The 21012-nt window shown below is 62.7% G+C and carries 13 protein-coding genes; 8 read left to right on the top strand and 5 right to left on the bottom strand.

Features of this window, described 5'->3' with window-relative positions:
- Positions 1 to 726: 726 nt before the first annotated feature.
- From ACW5DN_RS02655 to ACW5DN_RS02645, 3 genes are all read right to left on the bottom strand, one after another.
- The gene (locus tag ACW5DN_RS02655) at positions 727 to 3795 is read right to left on the bottom strand and encodes a metallophosphoesterase (RefSeq protein WP_456961210.1); all 3069 of its coding nucleotides are present in this window, start codon (positions 3793 to 3795) and stop codon (positions 727 to 729) included.
- A 245-nt stretch (positions 3796 to 4040) separates the two neighbouring features.
- Entirely contained in the window at positions 4041 to 4232 is a 192-nt protein-coding gene (locus ACW5DN_RS02650) for a hypothetical protein (protein WP_456961209.1), read from the bottom strand.
- A gap of 31 nt (positions 4233 to 4263) precedes the next feature.
- Positions 4264 to 8100 carry a methylmalonyl-CoA mutase family protein gene (locus ACW5DN_RS02645; protein WP_456961208.1) on the bottom strand — a complete coding sequence of 1279 codons (3837 nt, stop codon included), beginning with the start codon at positions 8098 to 8100 and terminating at the stop codon, positions 4264 to 4266.
- A gap of 247 nt (positions 8101 to 8347) precedes the next feature.
- On the opposite strand from ACW5DN_RS02645, the gene ACW5DN_RS02640 reads away from it, so the two are divergent.
- Together ACW5DN_RS02640 and ACW5DN_RS02635 are read left to right on the top strand one after the other, a co-directional pair.
- Positions 8348 to 9448 carry a Glu/Leu/Phe/Val dehydrogenase dimerization domain-containing protein gene (locus tag ACW5DN_RS02640; protein ID WP_456961207.1) on the top strand — a complete coding sequence of 367 codons (1101 nt, stop codon included), beginning with the start codon at positions 8348 to 8350 and terminating at the stop codon, positions 9446 to 9448.
- Between the two features lie 79 nt (positions 9449 to 9527).
- Positions 9528 to 10685: an isovaleryl-CoA dehydrogenase gene (locus ACW5DN_RS02635; protein ID WP_456961206.1), complete on the top strand. Its 1158-nt coding sequence runs from the start codon at positions 9528 to 9530 to the stop codon at positions 10683 to 10685.
- 74 nt (positions 10686 to 10759) lie between these two features.
- Here ACW5DN_RS02635 and ACW5DN_RS02630 read toward each other — a convergent pair whose 3' ends face one another.
- On the bottom strand, positions 10760 to 13582 hold the full coding sequence (locus ACW5DN_RS02630) for a S8 family serine peptidase (protein ID WP_456961205.1): 2823 nt from the start codon (positions 13580 to 13582) through the stop codon (positions 10760 to 10762).
- Between the two features lie 217 nt (positions 13583 to 13799).
- On the opposite strand from ACW5DN_RS02630, the gene ACW5DN_RS02625 reads away from it, so the two are divergent.
- From ACW5DN_RS02625 to ACW5DN_RS02600, 6 genes are all read left to right on the top strand, one after another.
- Positions 13800 to 14975: a thiolase family protein gene (locus tag ACW5DN_RS02625; RefSeq protein ID WP_456961204.1), complete on the top strand. Its 1176-nt coding sequence runs from the start codon at positions 13800 to 13802 to the stop codon at positions 14973 to 14975.
- Between the two features lie 145 nt (positions 14976 to 15120).
- On the top strand, positions 15121 to 15486 hold the full coding sequence (locus ACW5DN_RS02620) for a hypothetical protein (RefSeq protein ID WP_456961203.1): 366 nt from the start codon (positions 15121 to 15123) through the stop codon (positions 15484 to 15486).
- A 171-nt stretch (positions 15487 to 15657) separates the two neighbouring features.
- The gene (locus ACW5DN_RS02615) at positions 15658 to 16035 is read left to right on the top strand and encodes a hypothetical protein (RefSeq protein ID WP_456961202.1); all 378 of its coding nucleotides are present in this window, start codon (positions 15658 to 15660) and stop codon (positions 16033 to 16035) included.
- Between the two features lie 121 nt (positions 16036 to 16156).
- On the top strand, positions 16157 to 17782 hold the full coding sequence (locus tag ACW5DN_RS02610) for a carboxyl transferase domain-containing protein (RefSeq protein WP_456961201.1): 1626 nt from the start codon (positions 16157 to 16159) through the stop codon (positions 17780 to 17782).
- Between the two features lie 193 nt (positions 17783 to 17975).
- Complete coding sequence (locus ACW5DN_RS02605) at positions 17976 to 18554, top strand: bactofilin family protein (RefSeq protein WP_456961200.1); 579 nt, start codon at positions 17976 to 17978, stop codon at positions 18552 to 18554.
- Positions 18551 to 18904 carry a hypothetical protein gene (locus ACW5DN_RS02600; protein ID WP_456961199.1) on the top strand — a complete coding sequence of 118 codons (354 nt, stop codon included), beginning with the start codon at positions 18551 to 18553 and terminating at the stop codon, positions 18902 to 18904. The genes ACW5DN_RS02605 and ACW5DN_RS02600 overlap by 4 nt, the downstream gene beginning before the upstream one ends.
- 70 nt (positions 18905 to 18974) lie before the next feature.
- Here the strand turns inward: ACW5DN_RS02600 and ACW5DN_RS02595 are convergent, their stop codons facing one another.
- Positions 18975 to 20894, bottom strand: a complete 1920-nt coding sequence (locus ACW5DN_RS02595; RefSeq protein ID WP_456961198.1) for an FTR1 family protein — start codon at positions 20892 to 20894, stop codon at positions 18975 to 18977.
- Positions 20895 to 21012 lie beyond the last annotated feature (118 nt).

Raw genomic sequence — 21012 nt, 5'->3', positions numbered from 1 at the left:
GACATGCCCTCTGTTCGCGTAGCGTCCCTATCCAACGACGAACAACTGGCGGCGATCCCATCCAGCTGGAACTAGCTGGTGTGAGTCGAGCCGCCAGGATAGACGCTCTGCCTCCCTGACGTCGAAGCGTGCAAACCTTAGCCATCTGACCCTGCCGTCTTCGCCGCGCGCGAGAGACGACGTCGACCGCTTCGGAGACGTTGCATCGGCCTGTAAAGCGCAGCTACGCGGCGCAATCAGCGTCATCCAGGAAGACAGCCGCACGATCGATACCGCGCAGTTCGAGTCGAGGACGGCACGTGGGAGTGTCCTGTGTCCTGTGTCCTGTGTCCTGTGTCAGCATGGAGCGGATGGCAACGCAATTCAGATGAATCAGCGTGCAGGAAAAATTGACTCAACTCCTAAGTCTTCTCTGACCCGATTTTTGCCATCAGGCCGCTCGTGCTCCCCCGTGCTCTGGGATTGGTGGCTTCCACCTTGAAGATGCCGAGCGGCGATCTCCTGATACCAACTGGCAGGAGTGTGGACTGACCCGGTTTTTCGACCCCCTTTTTTCGAAGGTGGCTTTTTCCATTGGCGCGGCGCCTACGACCTCAGACGGGCGTCGGTTACGGCACCGGCAACTGCTCAGCGGCTTCGCTACGCCTGCCACGCTTAAAGCGCGTGCCCAACTGCCGACGCAGGTCGTCCAGACTGTGGTTCCCGCTGACCGCTCCAATCCAGAAACTAGTGGCCTGAGGGTTGCTTCTGCTCAAGAAACTTGAAGGGCAGCGCCTTGATATTAAACCTCTCCAACACGGCACGCTTAAGTTCATCTCGAACGGGAAACAAGTAAAACCGCCTCACAATGAAGCGCCTCAGCACAGCGTTCGGAAGATAGCCACCGCTGCGGAGCACGTCCTCTTCATAGTCCAAAATCTCCTTCTTTGGAAAATCAGCAAAATGTTCGAGATGCACAGCAAGCTTTAGCAGCTGATGTGTAGGACTATTGGAAAGCACCTGATCCAACGTCGGCGCCAAATCTTCGGAACCTATGGCATTAGCGATCTTTATCAGGGTCCCCACACTAATCGACGAGATAAATGACGGTAGATAACGCGCGAGCTCATCTGCAAGCTCGATGCCGAGAATCTCTGGCTTCTCTACGCGTATCTGTGCCCCCCGAAAAGCTATCATCTCCTCGCCATGTTCGTTGACCATATCGTAAAGGAAACCCAATAAACGCAATCCAAGTGACACACATGTCTTTGTTATGCGAACTTTTTCTTCTCGCTCAATTTCACCAGCATGATTTCTAAGAACCTGCCCTAGCACCTGCAACGTTTTAAATGCCGCGTTCATTGCTAAGGCATCATCGAGCCGTTCTCTTAGGCGGGCTTCTGCTACCGACGTAAGTTCCTTCTGCGAATTCTCGGCCTCCACCTCATCCCGCTTCCATTCGAGTAGCTGAGCCGATCGCCCTCCGTCCAAAAGGATTCCGCGAATCTCTTTGAGACTGTACTTATCGAAGGCAGAAACCTTTGCGAACAGGTTAGCCTCCTTTTCCGCAAACTTGACGAACATACCGTTTGCCTTCTTAATTATCTTCTCTGCGATTCGCGCATCACGTCCTATATGCGCGAGAAAGAGCAAAGTATTGGCCGCCCGCTCTGTATGAATTGCGCTAACTAACAAATCGATCTCAGGTTCAAGCTGCTGCCAATCCGCGATCCGAGAAAGCGCTCTCGCGACGAAATAGTAAGAGTGGAACGGATACTTGAATCTAACTGTTCCGCTTCGATCCTCTAGAATCTCGGCACTAACTATCTGCGCTTGGAACCTAGCAACTGAAAGATCCAAGGCGAAGCGTTTGCAGTGCTCTACATGGAATGCCTCAAAATCAGATTGAGCGAGACCATCTGCACCGAGAGAACGCAGCGTGCGCGCAAACTCCGTCAAGTACGTGAGAGAGGTTACGACATTACACGCCTTAACCCTTGTGCTCAGCGCCTGATGGATTAGAGATTCGTATAGAAAACCTTGGGACCCACTCTTAACGACTGTGTCAAGGTCCTGGGCCAGCTCCGCACGCTGCAGAATAATGAGAACAAACACGGGAACGGCTGGGATTAAGTTCCTTCCAAGCGTTTCATCAACAACCTTAGACAGTCGTGCAGCAGTCAACTTTAAGTCTTCGTCGGCCTGCTCTGAGTTGCCAACGCGCAACCACTTTTCAATCAACTCCAACCGGTGATGATAGCTGCTTGGAAGAAGATCAAATATATCGGAATCAATAAAGAGTTCGTCCCGCAGAAACTCATTTAGCGCCACTTCTAGTCCCGGATGCGAATCGAGCATCAGATAAATTTGCCCGAAATGTTGTCGCAACGCTCTTAGCCCGTCGAAATAGCCCTTGGTCACTTGAGACAAATCAAAATCATCTATTATCAATACCTTCTTCTGTGGTGGCAGCAGGCGGTAGTCGGTTCGGTTCTTCACTCCGTACAACGCGTCGATGGCATGGTCCACACGCTCATTCAGGCTTTTCTCACGCCATGACGACACATGAGACGCAGCTAGCAATATCGGATGTCTTCCCTTTCGGGCCAAGTTTAACGCGAGCATTTTTGCAAGGGCCGACTTCCCGGACTGCTCGCCCCCCCTTAATACTACGACGGGCGCATAGTCGTCAGGCGTATCGACCAGCAACTCTGAATCAATTTCGAAATCATCGGTAGCTGCAGCACCATTCTCCCTCTCAGGATTGACTACCCGAATCCTTGGCCAAACGAAAATGTCTGACAGTGTTATTTGGTCTTTGTTCCTGTGCGTGAAGTTCGCGCCAGCGCTATTAAGCTCTTTATACCCATCATGGGTTACACCTAGCTTCTTTCGATCTTCGCTATTCGGCCAGGCCAGATAATCATCTCTCGACCGCTCGCCCCAGGGCTCATATCTGCCGTTTTGCCAAATGTACGAGCGCAAAAGACATCCCGCTTCAGCGTCGACTTGGATTGTCTGAAAAGCGCTGTTTGCAGGGTCTTCTACGTCCTGAAGAGCATGCGCTTTTAGGTATACCGTAGTTGTGTCGTCATAGAGATCCCTTGTCGCCTGCGCTCCAAGCACATGTTCGTGCCCCATTAGAAATAAATCTGCAACCCCTGAAGCGTGCTGAGCAAGTTCCCGCGCGTTATCCGGCAGGAGCCAGTTGAAGGTATGGTGCATGACATATATCGTGCGCTTACCATCCCTTGAATCTTCGATACTGGGGATCCGGGCATAGAGCTTGCCTATCTCCTCTTTTCTCTTCGAGCTAACGGCAGAGTTTAGAAGCACATAGCGGATCGCCTGCGGTTCAGCAACTTCGGAAACTGCGAACCATTCGTCATGCTGCACAACATCTGGCATTACGGCTTTTTGCGCTGCATAGAAGCCCTGCAGAACTGACGCGAGCTCCTCTGTAATGCGAGGAGTGAGTGCGGATGGATTACTCCTAACTCTATCAATGGCGACGTCCCGAAGAGACTGATCACCTTGGAAGTTGCAGTCATGATTACCGGCACTAATAAAAAATTGTGGAGCGAAGCCACAGCGTCTCTCCACCTGTTCCGATAGCTTTCGGAACAGTTCAAGACCGAGATCGAACTCCTCCTGCAATCCCCAGTTGGCGAGATCGCCGCTGACCACGATATGCACAGCCTCGATCAAGGCAGTCGGAGATAATGCCGCATCGACAATTTTGTCGGCACGCGTTAAGACCGATTGGTTACCTACCCCAAGGTGAATATCACTTAGGTGAACAATCAGAACTGCCATTTTCTCCCCACCTTGTTTTATGTGATTAAAAATGTCGTAAAAGTAAGACCCGCTCCTACGGGCCTTATTTTTTACATATTCCGCCGATACTCCCCACCCACGTCATACAACACATGGCTGATCTGCCCCAGGCTATGCGTCTTCACCGCCCATCACCGCTTCGAACACGTTCTGGCGTTCGCGGGCTCTGTAGAGCGCGCAAGCCCTCCCCGGCCCGTACGTTGCGGTTGTTCTGGTAGCCACCTTTACAGCACCCGATCACGCAACGCCAGACGCTCGGGCGAGAGCGCTCCGCTCCAATAGGCCAGTTCAATCATCTCTTCAAAGAAGTCGATCTTTGCGCTAGTGCTCAACCCGACCCACGCCAACAGTTGGGCGCGCTCGGCCTCCTCGAAGGAGAAGAATGTCCGGTCATCGGTACGCTTGACGCTACTCATTGCTCATGTCGTAAGGCGTAACGGCGTCAGGCTACATATTCCGGCGGTATTCGCCGCCGACTTCGTAGAGGGCGTGGCTGATCTGGCCGAGGCTGTGGGTCTTGACCGCCTGCATCAGCGCGGCGAAGACGTTCTGGCGGTCGCGGGCGGTTTTTTGGAGGTAGGCGAGGCCTGGGACGTTGGTGGTGGTGGGTTCGTCGGGAGGGGCTGAAGCCCCACCTACGGGAGCGGGGGCGGCTGGGGTTAGGGCGTTGCGGAGCTGTTGGAAGTTGGCGACGTTGTCGATCTGCTGGCCCTTCTCTTCCGGGGTCGAGCGGATCAGTTCGATCTCGGTGGTCACTTCGCCGGCGTGCTCCTTCGGCAGGAAGGTGTTGACGCCGACCAGCGGCAGGCTGCCGTCGTGCTTCTTGTGCTCGTAGTACAGGCTTTCTTCCTGGATCTTGCCGCGCTGGTACATGGTGTCCATGGCGCCGAGCACGCCGCCACGCTCGCTGATGGCCTCGAACTCCTTGTAGACGGCTTCCTCGACGATGTCGGTGAGCTTGTCGACGATGAAGCTGCCCTGCCAGGGGTTCTCGTTGAAGTTCAGCCCCAGCTCCTTGTTGATGATCATCTGGATGGCGACGGCGCGGCGCACGGACTCTTCGGTCGGCGTGGTGATGGCCTCGTCGTAGGCGTTGGTGTGCAGGGAGTTGCAGTTGTCGAACAGTGCGTACATCGCCTGCAGGGTGGTGCGGATGTCGTTGAACTGGATCTCCTGCGCGTGCAGGGACCGGCCGCTGGTCTGGATGTGGTACTTCATCATCTGGCTGCGGCTGGACGCGCCGTAGCGCTCGCGCATCGCGCGGGCCCAGATGCGGCGGGCGACGCGGCCGATGACGGTGTACTCGGGATCCATGCCGTTGCTGAAGAAGAACGACAGGTTGGGCGCGAAGTCGTCGATCTTCATGCCGCGTGCGAGGTAGTACTCGACGATGGTGAACCCGTTGCTCAGGGTGAAGGCGAGCTGGCTGATCGGGTTCGCCCCGGCCTCGGCGATGTGGTACCCGGAGATCGACACCGAGTAGAAGTTGCGCACGCCGTTGTCGACGAAGTACTGCTGGATGTCGCCCATCATGCGCAGCGCGAACTCGGTGCTGAAGATGCAGGTGTTCTGGGCCTGGTCCTCCTTGAGGATGTCGGCCTGCACGGTGCCGCGCACGGTCTTGAGGGTGTAGGTCCTGATGCGCTCGTAGGTGTCCGCGTCGACCACCTGGTCGCCGGTGACACCGAGCAGGCCGAGGCCGAGGCCGCCGTTGGTTTCCGGCAGCTCGCCGCTGTACGCGGGGCGGCGCTTGCCTTCGAACATCGCGTCGATTTTCGCCTTCGCGTCGTTCCAGCGCGCATCGTCCTCGCGCAGGTATTTCTCGATCTGCTGGTCGATGGCGCAGTTCATGAACATCGCCAGGATCATCGGTGCGGGGCCGTTGATGGTCATCGACACGCTGGTGGTCGGCGCGCACAGGTCGAAGCCGGAGTACAGCTTCTTCATGTCGTCCAGCGAGGCGATGTTAACGCCGGAGTTGCCGATCTTGCCGAAGATGTCCGGGCGCGGCGCGGGGTCCTCGCCGTACAGGGTGACCGAGTCGAACGCGGTGGACAGGCGCGCGGCGGGCTGGCCGACGGACAGGTAATGGAAGCGGCGGTTGGTTCGCTCCGGCGTGCCTTCGCCGGCGAACATGCGGATCGGATCCTCGCCGGTGCGGCGGTACGGGTAGACGCCCCCGGTGTAGGGGTAATGGCCGGGCAGGTTTTCCTTCTGCAGGAAGGTCAGCAGCTCGCCCCAGGACTTGTAGGTGGGGGCGGCGATCTTGGGGATCAGTTGGTGGCTGAGCGACTCGCGGTAGTTCTCGACCCGGATCTTCTTGCCGCGGACTTCGTATTCGGTGATCTCGTCGGTGATTGACTTCAGCCGCTCGGGCCATTGGCGCAGTAGCTTGCGGGAGTCGGCCGAGAGCGAGTGGATAGCGTCGTTGTAGCGCTGGCGGAGGGTGAGCAGGGTGCGGTCGACTGCTCCTTCATTCGCGCCCGCATCGTTTGCCCCGCCCTTCCCGTCATCGTCGTCGTGGCGGGTTGAAACCCGCCCTACGAGGTCGTCGGCTTGGTAGAGGTCGAGCTGCTTGGGGAGCGCGGGGTCTTCGAGGTCGTGCAGGCTCTGCCAATAGCTCTGGGCGCGGTCTGCGGTCTCGGACTGGGTGTCGATGGTGCTGTTGATCGCCCGGCCCTGTTCGGCAATTTCGGCCAGGTAACGGATGCGTGCGCCGGGGATCAGCACGGTGGCGCGCGGCTCTTTCAGCGTGGTGTCGAGTTCGGGGCGGAAGTCGCAATGGGCCGGTGCGGCGTGGGGGGCATTCGCCTTCGACGTCCCACGCGGGTGTCCTGCCTGTGTAGAAGCCGCTTCAGCCGCGCCTACGACCGAAGGAAGTCCCCGTGGGACAGCAGCGTCACCATCCAGCAGCAGCTTCTCTCGCATCAGGCGACACAGGTTGGCGAACATCCAGCTGATGCCGGGGTCGTTGAACTGGCTGGCGATGGTCGGGTAAACCGGGACATCCTCGTCCTTGGTCTGGAAGGCGACGCGGTTGCGCTTCCACTGTTTGCGGATGTCGCGCAGGGCATCTTCGGCGCCGCGCTTGTCGTACTTGTTCAGTACCACCAGCTCGGCGAAGTCGAGCATGTCGATCTTCTCCAGCTGGCTGGCGGCGCCGAAGTCGCTGGTCATGACGTACATCGGGAAGTCGACCAGGTCGACGATCTCCGAGTCGCTCTGGCCGATGCCGGCGGTCTCCACGATCACCAGGTCGTAGCCGAGGCCCTTCAGGAAGCCAATGCTGTCCTTGAGCACGATGTTGGTCGCCGCGTGCTGGCGGCGGGTCGCCATGGAGCGCATGTAGACGCGCTTGGAGCGCAGCGAGTTCATGCGGATGCGGTCACCCAGCAGCGCGCCACCGGTGCGGCGGCGGGTCGGGTCGACCGAGATCACTGCCAGGCGCATGTCGGGGAAGTGGGCGAGGAAGCGGTTCAGCAGCTCGTCCGTGACGGAGGACTTGCCTGCCCCGCCGGTGCCGGTGATGCCGATAACCGGGGTTCGGCTGCCGGCTAGTTGCCATTGTTTGCGGAGGTGGGTTAGCTCGGTCTCGTCGAACTCGCCTTCTTCGATGGCGCTTAGCATTCTGCCGATTGCGATTTCGTCGGTGATGGAGGGGGCGGTGGCGTCGGGGGTGTGGGGGTGGGGGGTGGCGTCGTGGCGGGTTGAAACCCGCCCTACGGGGGCGTGGGCTTCGGCGGTGTCGGGGTGGCGGGTTGAAACCCGCCCTACAGGGTCGGTTGAGGCCGGCCGTGCGGGGTCGGTTGAGGCGTGGCGTACGGCGTCGCGGGCGTCGTGGGTGCGGCGGACTACGTCTTCGATCATCTCCACCAGGCCCATCTTCATGCCGTCGTTGGGGTGGTAGATGCGCTCCACGCCGTAGGCCTGCAGCTCGCGGATCTCCTCCGGGGTAATGGTGCCGCCACCGCCGGCGAAGATCTTGATATGGCCGGCGCCGCGCTCCTTGAGCATGTCGACCATGTATTTCAGGTACTCGACATGCCCGCCCTGGTAGGACGACAGCGCGATGGCGTCGGCGTCCTCCTGCAACGCGGCGCGGACGACGTCCTCCACCGAGCGGTTATGGCCCAGATGGACAACCTCCGCGCCCTGGGACTGGATCAGCCGGCGCATGATGTTGATCGCCGCGTCGTGGCCATCGAACAGGCTGGCGGCGGTAACGAACCGCAACGGCGTGTTGTCGGGGCGGGCTTCGGGCAGGCTGGCGGCGGACGTACTCATGCACTTTCCATCGGAGAATCGTTGACCCTCGATTGTAGCGCCGGGGCGCCAATGAAGCCCGCCGCTGCTATCGGCCCCGTGCCGCTGCACTGCACGCGACAAACCGCCGATTCCTTTAGACTGATGCGGCTGCGGCGGGTGTCTCGACGACCTCTCACGCCCCAGATTTCAGCATTTTCAACAACTTATCAACCAAAGCTGGGACGGTTGCGCTACGCAATACGGCTACCAGCGTGCGGAGTCCGCAATGATTTTCGAAACCCTCGATACCTTCGGCCACGAGCAGGTCGTGTTCTGCCACAACAAGGATGCAGGCCTGAAGGCCATTATCGCCATCCACGACACCACGCTGGGTCCCGCGCTGGGCGGCACCCGCATGTGGCCGTACAAGTCCGAGGCCGAAGCGCTGAACGACGTGCTGCGCCTGAGCCGCGGCATGACGTACAAGAACGCGGTCGCCGGACTCAATCTGGGCGGCGGCAAGGCAGTCATCATCGGCAATCCGGCCACCGACAAGTCGGAGGTGCTGTTCCGCGCGTTCGGCCAGTTCGTCGAGTCGCTCGGCGGCCGTTACATCACCGCCGAGGACGTCGGTATCGATGTCAACGACATGGAGTTCGTGTTCCGCGAGACCGAGTACGTCACCGGCGTGCACCAGGTCCACGGCGGCTCGGGCGATCCGTCGCCGTTCACCGCCTACGGCACCCTGCAGGGCCTGATGGCGTCGCTGAACAAGCGTTTTGGCGACGAGGAAGTGGGCAAGTACAGCTACGCCGTACAGGGCCTGGGCCACGTCGGCATGGAATACGTCAAGCTGCTCAAGGAGCGCGGCGCGAAGATCTTCGTGACCGACATCAACCAGGGCCTGGTCGACAAAGCCGTGTCCGAATACGGCGCCGAAGCCGTGGGCCTGGACGAGATCTACGACGTGGCGGCCGATGTGTACGCGCCGTGCGCGCTGGGCGGCACCGTGAACGAGGAGACCGTGCCGCGTTTGAAGGCGAAGGTCATCTGCGGTTCGGCCAACAACCAGTTGGCCACCGATGCGATTGGCGATGAAGTGCAGAAGCGCGGCATCCTGTACGCCCCGGATTACGCGGTCAATGCCGGCGGCGTGATGAACGTCTCGCTGGAAATCGACGGCTACAACCGCGAGCGCGCGATGCGCATGATGCGCACCATTTACCACAACCTCGGCCGGATCTTCGAGATCTCCGAGCGCGACGGCATCCCGACCTACAAGGCCGCCGACCGCCTGGCCGAGGAGCGCATCGCCGCCGTCGGCAAGCTGAAGTTGCCAATGGGTCGCGGAACCCCGCGCTTCAAGGGCCGCGTTCGCGGCAGCTGATTACCGGCTGTAGTACGCGACAAACACGACGGGGCCGAGTGCCCCGTCGTGCTTTCAAGACAAAACCTATGGAGCTCCAATGCGACCTTTTCCGCTGGGCGACGAGATTGATGCACTGCGCGATGCCGTGCGCCGTTTTGCCGAGGTCGAGATCGCGCCGCGCGCGGCGAAGATCGACGAGGACAATGTATTCCCGCAGGATCTGTGGCCAAAACTGGGCGAGATGGGGTTGCTGGGCCTGACCGTCGACCCGGAGTACGGCGGTAGCGGCATGGGTTACCTGGCGCACCTGGTGGCGATGGAAGAGATATCGCGCGCCTCCGGCTCGGTCGGGTTGTCGTACGGCGCCCATTCCAACCTGTGCGTGAACAACCTCTACGCCAACGGCAGCGACGAGCAGCGTGGCAAGTACCTGCCCAAGCTGTGCACCGGCGAATGGAAGGGCGCGCTGGCGATGAGCGAGCCGGGCGCGGGCTCGGACGTGGTCGGCTCGATGTCGTGCCGCGCCGAACTGAAGGGCGACGTCTGGATTGCGAACGGCAACAAGATGTGGATCACCAACGGTCCCGAAGCCGACGTGCTGGTGGTCTACATGCGCACCGCGGGCAAGGAAGCGGGCAGCAAGTGCATGACCGCCTTCATCGTGGAGAAGGGCATGCCGGGGTTCAGCACCGCCCAGAAGCTCGACAAGCTGGGGATGCGTGGGTCCAACACCTGCGAGCTGGTCTTCCGCGACTGCGAAATCCCGGCCGCCAACGTCCTGGGCGAGGTCAACCAGGGCGTCAAGGTCTTGATGAGCGGTCTGAATACCGAGCGGTTGGTATTGACCGGCGGCCCCCTGGGACTGATGCAGGCGGCACTCGATATCGCCCTGCCCTATGTGCGCGAGCGCAAGCAGTTTGACGTCGCCATTGGCACCTTCGGCATCATGCAAGCCAAGATCGCCGACATGTACACCTCACTGCAGTCCAGCCGCGCGTTTGCCTACCAGGTGGCACGCGACTACGACGCCGGCCACCGCAGCCGGGTGGATGCCGCCTCCTGCCTGCTGCACGCCAGCGAGGCCGCCGTGCAGGTCGGCCTGGAAGCCATCCAGACCCTTGGCGGCAATGGCTACATCAACGACTACCCCACCGGCCGCTTCCTGCGTGACGCGAAGTTGTACGCCATCGGTGCGGGCACCAACGAGATTCGGCGCATGCTGATCGGGCGCGAGTTGTTCAACGAGCAACACTGACCAGCAAGCCATGCCACGCAGAAACAACAACGCCGCGGATGTCCGCGGCGTTGTTGTTTAAAGCGTCGACCGGGTCAGAACCCGACCGACCAGTTGGCAGACGCGCCGGTCCAGGTCCTGCCGAGCTCATGACGGGCATCCAGGTCGAAGCCGAGTTGGCCGAGCGGCAGGTCAGCGCGCACGCCGACGCCAAATACGGCCGCTTCCCGAGCCAGCCCGGTGCCACTGATCGGCGCCCAGGCATCGATCCCGGTAAATCGCGCATCAATCAGGTTGCCGGTCTGCGACAGCAGGCGCTGCCACTCCAGGCGGCTGCTCACCGTCATCACGGATGATCCCACCCGCAACTGCTGTTGCACGCGAGCGCCCACCAGTGCACGAGTCGCCTCGAGGCTGGATCCGGTGGTGCTCAGGCCAAAGCCCGCGGCACCGTTCTCGCTGAAGCCACCGCGCTCCAGTTGCATGGTTTCGGTGCCGATATACGGGGTCAGCGTGCCACCAGCGAAGTCAAAGCGATGGCCGGCCTGCAGGCCGAAGCTGGTGTAGCGGTTGTCGTAGTCAGCGCCGACGCCGAAGCGATCCGCCCCCAGGGTGATTTCGCGCTGCATCCTCCGGTCCATTTGTCCAATGGCGAAGCGTCCGAGCACGTAGTTTCCGCCGGTGCTCCAAGCGGTGTAGAGCTGGCCTTCGAACTGACGGTTGTGCTCACGGTCCCGGCGCAGGTCGTGATTGGCGTAGCCATCGGTCTGGCCGAACGCGGCGCCGACAGTCCAGTGCGGGCCAAACCGCTGGTCCTGACCGATCAGCCAGCCATTGGCATCGACCCGGGTATGCGAGTGGATCGAACGCTCGCCGCCAAGGCGGTCGGCCCAGGCGCCGTTGCCGGCACCGCGGCCCAGTGCATCCAGTCGCGATTCCAGCGCGTGGCGGCTGTCTTCCATCGCCATCATCGCGAACGAGGTATCCGCGCCGTGCAGCTCGCCCGACAGGCTGGCCAGCGAACGCTCGGCGGCGGCGGCGGTTTGGGTGCGTTGGAGTGCCGCGGCACCGTGGATGAATCCACTCGCTCCGCCGGCGCCAACGGGGCCGCCGACCGGCAATGTTCCTGCGCCGTTGCCATCGATGATCTGGAAGGCAGTCTCGATCCGCAACGCCGATCCGACGGAAGCCGCGGTCAAACCCATCGACTGTGCGACCGCGCTGACATCCAGTCGGTCGATGTCCAGCCAGGCGCTGTTGGTGTCGTAGCCCAGGGTGGCGTCCAGGAATACGCCGCTGGCGGCCGAAAGCACGTCGAACGTCCCGTTCACGCCTTGCGCCGCCTCCAGAAAGGTCTCGCGTGCGGAGTACACATAGCCATCGGTGACGCCGGTGACCAGCACCTCGCCGTCGATGTCGGCGCGCCCTTGCACCTGCAACTGCGAGCCAACTTCCAGCGCCAGCCTGCCGGTGGCGGTCTGGGTGAAATCGCCGTCGATCAGGTGCACGGCCCCGGTCGGGTCGGCTCCATAGATCGCGGTCGCGCCTTCGTTGCGCAGCGTCCCATGCACCCCGACTTCGTCCAGCAGCAACAGCCCGTCAGTCCGCACCGTGGCGTCACCCGGTAAGGCGTGCAGCGTGGACAGCGTGCCGGCCTCCACGACGGTCTCGCCGGTGTAGCTGTTTTCACCGGTCAGGTCGAGGTGGCCGGTGCCGCTTTTGGTGATGCCGCCAGCGCCCGAAATCGGGTTGGACCAGACCGACATGCCACCATCGAATGCGGCCGTGACCTGCCCCCAGTCCAGCTTGGCCGGCCCCTGCACGGCTTTGCCCGCATCAAGCAGTCCATGCCCGAATACGTTGTCCACGCCGGCAGCCCCAATGTCGGTCGCCGTGCCCAGCAAGGTCTGACGTACCAGGTCGTTGTCGAAATAAGGGAAGGCTTCCCACACCAGCGCCGCTGCACCCGATACCTGCGGCGCGGCGAAGGATGTCCCGCCGCCGACCCAATACGTCGGATTACCCGCGGTATCGTCCAGACCGGTGAATACCACGTCGCCCGGTGCCACCAGGCAGTAGTCCATCGCGATGCCACAGGCATTGGAATAGGAGGCCAGTTGGGTCGGCGAAAGCGTGTCCAGCGCGGCCACGGCGAGCCAGCCCTGCTCCAGGACCGCCGCGCCGGCGCCTTGACTGGGCAACGAGGCGGTATCGGTCGGGTTGGCCCCGGACTCGTTGCCGGTGGCAAACACCACCAACCCGCCCCCGTCCACCACGAATGGCGTCATCGCATCGATGAAGGTCCTGGTCACGTTATCGCCATCCCAGTACAGGCCGCCCCAGGAGTTGTTGGAGATCTGTACGCCGGCGCTCATCAGGTCTTCGTGGACAAACCCCAGCCAGGAGCCGTCGGTGACGCGGTTGCCCTGGCCGGACCCGTCGTCCTCGGGCGGGTCGTCGGCAATGATCCGGGCGGAGACAAACGTCGCTCCGGGGGCAATGCCACCGGGCCATTCGCCAAACGCGGTGCCACCAGCCAGTTGCGCCACGGTGGTGCCGTGACCCAGAACGTCGTCGGTGCCGAGATCGTTCTGAGAAGCATCCAGGTACACAAACCCGGGATCGACCCGGCCGACCAGGGTCGGGTGGTCGCGGCGGATGCCACTGTCAAGCAGGCCGATGATCACGCCTTCGCCAGTGAACCCGGCATCGTGGGCCGCGACCGCGTTGGTCAATACCAGATGGGAGTCGAAGTCGGGCTGCGGACCTGGCTCTGGCTCCGGATCCGGCGCGGTGGGAGGAGGCGTCGGCTGCGGGCGGATGTTGGACGAACCACCACCGCCACCACACGCCGTCAACGCGAGCAGGCATGCGCCGCCCACCATTGCTTGCCAGCTTCCACTATCCTTTGACTTCATTCTGTCTCTTCCTCCGGCTGGTCCCGGTGTCGCCCGGGTGCGTCATAACGGCTGATTCAACCCCACCCTTTCTAGCCGATCGCGACACAGGCCACAATGGCCGGCACTGCGCCCCCCGCAACGGCAGCTGCGACCCGCGGTTTGCCGCAATGCAGCACGCGGCGCCATAATCGGAGAGGTTCGGGCAGCTCAAGCCCCCATTTAACCGGAGTCCCCCATGAGCGACGTCGTCATCGTTGGTGCCAAGCGCACCGCCATCGGTTCCTTCCTCGGCCAGTTCACCGGCGTGCCGTCACCGGCGCTGGGCTCTGCTGCAATCACCGGCGCCCTCGAGCATGCCAGCCTCGCGGCCGACCAGGTCGACGAGGTCATCATGGGCTGCGTACTGCCCGCTGGGCTGGGCCAGGCGCCGGCACGGCAAGCCTCGCTGAATGCTGGCCTGCCCGCCTCCGCCGGCTGCACCACCATTAACAAGGTGTGTGGTTCGGGCATGAAAGCGATCATGTTTGGACACGACCTGATCAAGGCCGGCTCGGCGAAGGTCGTGGTGGCCGGCGGCATGGAGTCGATGACCAATGCCCCGCACCTGTTGAACGGCAGCCGCACGGGCGTCCGCTACGGCAGCGCCGAGTTCCTCGACCACATGGCCCACGACGGCCTGACCAACCCGTACGACGGCAAGGCAATGGGCGTGTTCGGCGACATGGCGTGCAACAAGTACCAGTTCGATCGCGCCGCGCTGGACGCGTTCTCCACCGAGAGCGTGAACCGCGCCAAGGCTGCCCAGACCGAGGGCAAGTTCAAGGACGAAATCGTCCCGGTCACCGTCAAGACCCGCAAGGGCGAGACCGTGGTCGACACCGACGAAGAGCCGGGCAAGATCGACGTGAGCAGGATCCCGGGCTTGCGTCCTGCCTTCGGCAAGGAAGGCGTGTTGACAGCGGCGTCATCGTCGAAAATTTCCGATGGTGCTGCCGCCACCGTGTTGATGTCGGCCGAGGACGCCAGCGCACGCGGCCTGAAACCGCTGGCGCGCATCGTCGCCCACGCGACCCATTCCCAGGCGCCGGAGTGGTTCACCACCGCGCCGGTCACGGCGATCAGCAACGTGCTGGAGAAGGCGGGCTGGAAGGTCGAAGACGTCGACCTGTTCGAGATCAACGAGGCGTTTTCCTGCGTCGCGATGGCGCCAATCAAGGACCTGGGGATCCCGCACGAGAAGGTCAACGTGCATGGTGGTGCGGTGGCGCTGGGACACCCGATCGGCGCCAGTGGCGCACGTCTGGTGGTGACGCTCATCAATGCACTTCGCTCGCGCGGAGGCACCCGAGGCGTCGCGTCGCTGTGCATCGGGGGCGGCGAGGCGACAGCGATCGCGATCGAACTGCTCTGACTCTTTTCCCCAACGGCACCCAAACGCCAACGTTTCGTTAACGAAAAATGCACTACGTGGCGCTTGACACGCGTCGCTCGGTTGTCATCATGTTAATGCGCGCACTAGCGCGTTGCCTAACCCTATTAACGACGAGGACTACACCATGACTTTCAACAAGGCGCTGCTCGCTATCGCCATGGGCTTTGCCCTGGCTGCCTGCTCCAACTCCCAGCAGGCTGACGACGCTGCGGCTGAAGCGGCTACTGCTTCGTCCGAGGCTTCCGAAGCTGCTGCCAACGCCGCCGCTACCGGCGACGCGATGGCTGCCGACGCTGCCCAGGCTGCTGCCGACACCGCCGCTTCGGCTGCCGATGCCGCCGCGACCTCGGCTGACGCCGCTGCCGCCGCTACCGACATGACCGGTGCCGACGACGCTGCCGACGCTGCCGAGAACGCTGCCGACGCTGCCGAGCAGGCCCAGGACGCTGCTGAAGAAGCCGCTGCCAGTGCCGATGCCGAGACCAACTAAGACGGTCAGTAATCCGTCCTAGTTGTCAGCTGTACCGAAAGCCGCCGGGTAATCCCGGCGGCTTTTTTGATCGTCTTCACATTCCTTTACTGGCAAAACATCAATAGTGCGCCCGCCGGCAGAACCGGCGACCCAACGCAGTTTCACTGCCGACAAACCCAGGAGTCCACCATGAACTACAAGATCACCGCCCTTCTTGCTGCCAGCGTCTTCGCTCTTGCGGCCTGCAACTCGCCCAGCGCCGACCAGCAGGCCGCCGAGGCCGCTGCCCAGGCCGAAGTCGCCGGCGACCAGGCTGCAGTCGCTGCCGAATCGGCCGCAGATGCCGCCGCTGCCGGGATTGATGCTGCCGCCACCAACACCGCTGCCGCCGTTGGCTCGGCAGCTGCCGCCGCCGATGCTGCAGCGGATCCGTTGCAGCAGGCGTACGAGGAAGGCAAGGCGAATGCCGCCGGTGCGATCGGCGACGCTGCCGACAATGTCTCCGCTGAAATGAAGGACGAGCAGGCGGAAGCCGAGGCCAAGGCCGACGCCGAAATCCAGGACTGATCGCCTCGATCATCCCGTCACTCCAAACCCGGGTTCGCGTCATGCGGGCCCGGGTTTTTTCATGGCGAAATTGCGGGACGGGTATCCTGTAGCCCCTAAACCATCACCGACAGAACGCCGCATGCCCGTACTCAGTTCCGCGCTTGATCCGCGCTCGCAGGATTTCAAGGACAACGTCGCCTACCACCGCGCGCTGGTTGATGAACTGGACAGCCGGTTGCTGCGCGCTGCACACGGCGGCGGCGACAAGGCGCGCGACCGGCACACCGCTCGCGGCAAGTTGCTGGTCAGGGACCGCATCACTGCCCTGCTCGACCCGGGCTCGCCGTTCCTGGAGATTGCCCCATTGGCGGCAGGCGGCATGTACGACGACGCGGCGCCAGCGGCCGGCATGGTTTGCGGCATCGGCCGGGTGCAAGGCCTGGAGGTGGTGGTGGTCGCCAACGATGCCACCGTCAAGGGCGGCACCTACTTCCCGATGACGGTCAAAAAGCATCTTCGCGCGCAGGAAGTCGCCCGCGAGAACCATTTGCCGTGCATTTACCTGGTCGACTCCGGTGGCGCCTTCCTGCCCTTGCAGGACGAGGTGTTTCCGGACAAGGAGCACTTCGGCCGGATCTTCTACAACCAGGCCCGCATGAGCGCGGACAACATCCCCCAGATCGCCGTAGTCATGGGCAGTTGCACCGCTGGCGGCGCGTATGTGCCGGCGATGAGCGACGAGTCGATCATCGTCAAGGAACAGGGCACCATTTTCCTCGGTGGCCCGCCGCTGGTGAAAGCCGCCACCGGCGAGATCGTCGACGCCGAAACCCTCGGTGGCGCCGACGTCCACACGTCGATCTCCGGCGTTGCCGATCACTTCGCCGAGGACGATCGCCACGCGCTGCAGATTGCCCGCGGGATCGTCGGCACGCTCAACCGCAAGAAGGTCGTGCCGGTCGCGGTGCAGCCCGTGCGCGAACCGCTGTTTGCCGCCGAGGAGCTGTACGGCATCGTGCCGAAGGACACCCGCCGTCCGTTCGATATCCGCGAGGTGATTGCTCGCGTGGTCGACGGCAGCGAGTTTCAGGAGTTCAAGGCGCGCTACGGCAAGACCCTGGTCACCGGCTTCGCGCACCTGCACGGCTACCCGGTCGGCATCGTGGCCAATAACGGCATCCTGTTTGCCGAGAGCGCACTCAAGGGCGCGCACTTCATCGAGCTGTGCAACCAGCGCGGGATCCCGCTGGTGTTCCTGCAGAACATCACCGGTTTCATGGTCGGCAAGAAGTACGAGCAGGCCGGTATCGCCAAGGATGGGGCGAAGATGGTCACTGCGGTGGCCTGCTCGCACGTGCCCAAGTTCACCGTGGTGATTGGCGGCAGTTTCGGCGCCGGCAACTACGCGATGTGCGGCCGCGCCTATGGTGGCCGGTTCCTGTGGATGTGGCCGAACGCGCGGATCAGCGTGATGGGCGGCGAACAGGCGGCCTCGGTGCTGGCGACGGTCAAGCGCGACGGCATCGAGGCGCGCGACGGGACCTGGACGGCCGATGAGGAAGAGGCGTTCAAGGTACCGCTGCGCGATCAATACGAGTCGCAAGGCAGCCCGTACTACGCCAGCGCCCGGCTGTGGGACGACGGCATCATTGACCCGGCCGACACTCGCCGCGTGCTTGGACTGGGGCTGTCGGCCGCGTTCAATGCGCCGGCCCAAGGTGAGCCCGGCACCCGCGGAACCCACTTCGGCGTGTTCCGGATGTAGTTCCTGCCGTACTGGCACGAGCGCGGAAACGCTGGTTTGTCCACGGCAACGCAGTGTGATGGAATGCACTGATGAACACGGCTTTCCTGTCGGGGGCCTGAAGAAGATCCGCTTTTCAGGCCGATTTCACATCAAGAGGGCGTGAAGTCGGTGCTAGATTCGGAAGTCCCTGATTCGATGGACCTTGCAACCGATGGCTATCTGGAAAGAACCCGCCTCCTCAAAATCACCGGCGCCTGCCCCGGCTGCCCCGCCGGCGCCTGTTCAATCGGTACCGACCCCGACGCCGGAAGCGGCCCGGTTCGATGCCCCATCGACCCGTGAAGCAGCTGCACCAAGCCGCAACGAATCATCGATGAAGGAATCGTTGATTGCCGCCGACCTGACCATCGAGGGAAAAATCGAAGGTACCGGGCACGTGCGCATTGCCGGCAAGTTCAACGGCGATGTCAACGTCCAGGGCAACCTGACGATCGAGACCGGCGCCAAGCTGACCGGCGGCGTGCGCGCGCAGAAGGTCATCGTTGCCGGCGAGTTGGAAGGCAACATCGAGTCGGCGCAACGGGTCGAGGTACTGGAGTCGGGTGCGTTGATCGGCGACGTCAAGGCCGGATCGCTGATCGTCGCCGCCGGGTCGCGGATGCGCGGCCAGGTCGAGTTCGGCTGGGGTGACAAGGGCTACGACAAGGCCGAGAACAAATCCCAGAACAACTCGGGTGCCAAACCTGCCAACCAGTCCGGCACCAAGACGGGCCTCGAAAGCCTCGCATGAGCACACCGCGCCCGGGCACTGCGGGCGCGACCCGCACCTGCCCGCATTGCAAGACCACGATCCTGGAAAGCTCCAGCGTGTGTCCGCAATGCCGTGGACACCTGCGGTTTGATGCCGGCCCAGCCGCCGCAGCCGCGGTAACCGCCTTGAAGGTTGAAGGCACCATTCCGGCCCCCGCCGATGGTGCCTGCGAGTACTCGATGGTGCTGTCGATCCGCGACGGCCGCGGCAAGGAGATCAACCGCCAGGTGGTCGGCGTGGGTGCGCTGCACCCGGGCGACGAGCGGACATTCAGCCTGGTAGTGGAAGCCACCGAGAGCACCGGAAAAAAAACCCGCCGCCCTCATTAGGGCGGCGGGTACCTGTAGCACATTCCGGTCAGCGCGCTTTCAAGCTGGCGTGTTCAAGCTGGCGCGTGGCTTACCGCGCCAATGCCGCGCGACGATTGCCCCAGAACCCGATGATGATGATCGCCAGCGTCACCAGCTGCGCCAGCACGCCTTGCAGGGTTGGGTAGATCCCCAACAGCGCGATCCGCGGGAAGCTGACGACCGACACCGACAGCCAGCCGGCTTCCTGCAGCGCGGCAACACCCTTGCCCGCCAGCACCACGGCCAGTACGGCAATCAGTATCGAGCTGATTGAGAAGAAGGTGGAAATGGGCAGCTTCCGGCTGTAACGCAGCATCGCCCAGGCGATACCCGCCAGTACCACCGCGCCGGCGGCACCACCGGCCAGGATGGCACTGCCATTACCCTGGCTCCACAGCGCGGCGTAGAACAGCACGGTCTCGAAGACTTCGCGGTACACCACCACGAATGAGAGCAGGAACAGGAACCATGCCGAGCGCTTGGACAAGGCGTGGGAGAGCTTTTCGTTGATGTAGCGCTGCCATGCACCGGCCTGGCTCTTGCCATGCATCCAGATGCCGACGAACAGCAGCACCGCCGCGGCAAACAGGGCCGCGAACCCTTCGGTCAGTTCACGGCTGGCACCGCTGATGCTGACCAGGTAGGTCGCCACCACCCACGTCAGCCCGCCCGCCAGCAGCGCGGTAACCCAACCGGCATGCACGTACGGCATGACTTCGGTGCGATTGGCCTTGCGCAGGAACGCAATCATGGCAATCAGCACCAGCAACGCCTCCAGACCCTCTCGCAGCAGGATGGTGAAAGACCCGACGAAGGCCGTCATGTTGCTCGCCATCCCCGGGGCGAGCGCCGCCTCGGCCCTGACGAACAAGCCGTCGACGACCTCGACCTGCGCCTGTATGTCTTCCACGCTCGCCGAGCGGCCGATGCGCGAACGCAGCTCGGCCATGGCGGTTTCGATCTCCACCATCAGCGCGCCATCACGCGCCGCCAGCAACGGTTCCACCGGCTCGAACCCATCCAGGTAGGCGGACAGCGCCAGATCGCGCGCCTTGCGCTGATCGCCTGCCGCATACGCCTGGGTGCTCTCGAGCAGGCGCGAGCGGGCCAGGGCCAACGAGCCTTCCGGCTTGGCCTGCACCGCCTCGGGATGCCGACGCAGGTAAGCCGTCACCGCCTTGGCATCGTCCTCGCCAATGCTCTGGGCAAGGGCGGCCGGGGTTACCTGGGTCAAGGTTCCCAGATCCGGAAACTGCGCACGCAGCGACTCATCGCCGTTCCACAGGCGCTCGCCCGATGCCGCCAGCTCATCCGGATACGCGTACTGCCCGATATAGAACGACAGCGCCCAGCGGTCTTCCGATGGCAGGTGCGCGTAGCTGACCATGCCGGTGCCTTCAAGGCCCTGTTCGATCACCTGATAGAGCGCGAACACACTGCGCTCGCGGGCGCGCGACTCATCGGTGAAATCGATCGCCGGCGGGTCCAGCGCGACCCCTGCCGGGCCATCGCCGGCACCGGTCGTGCCATGGCAACTGGCGCACTGCTGCTGGTAGAGGTCCGCCGCCCCGGCCAGGTCGGGCACGCCGGTCGGTGCCAACGGCATGGGATGGGCCGCCAGCAACTCGCCGGCAAGATTGCGCGCCAGCGAGGCGACCTGCTCGGGGGCGGTCTTCTCCGCAATGGCGAGCTGCAGGGCTTGGGCCGCGTCCATCAAACCGGCTTGGCCGTCGGTCGGCGGCAACGCTTCCAGACGCTCGCCCACGGCCGCGGAAAACTCCGTCATCTCCGCGTATTCGGCTTCACTCACGACCTGCCCGTCTTGCACCGCGACCGGATAATCCACTGCGATGTAGTCGAGCAGGCGCCAGGCGGTCTGTGCATCCTGGTTCACGGTGTCGGCGGCGTACGCAGGCAGCGTGAAGGACAGCATCAGCGTGACGGCAAGCAGGCGCAGGGTAATAAGCATCGGATTCAACGCGGTAAAGGGACTGGCGGATTCTACTTCATAATGAGAATTGATCGCATCCCGAACGTCATGGCTGCCCGCCTCGGCGCGACCGCTATCATTCCATCAGTCCCGCAAC

This window comes from Lysobacter sp. A289 (assembly GCF_054072675.1).
Note: the sequence above shows the minus strand (reverse complement) of the source record. Positions and strands in the feature narration are given on the sequence as shown.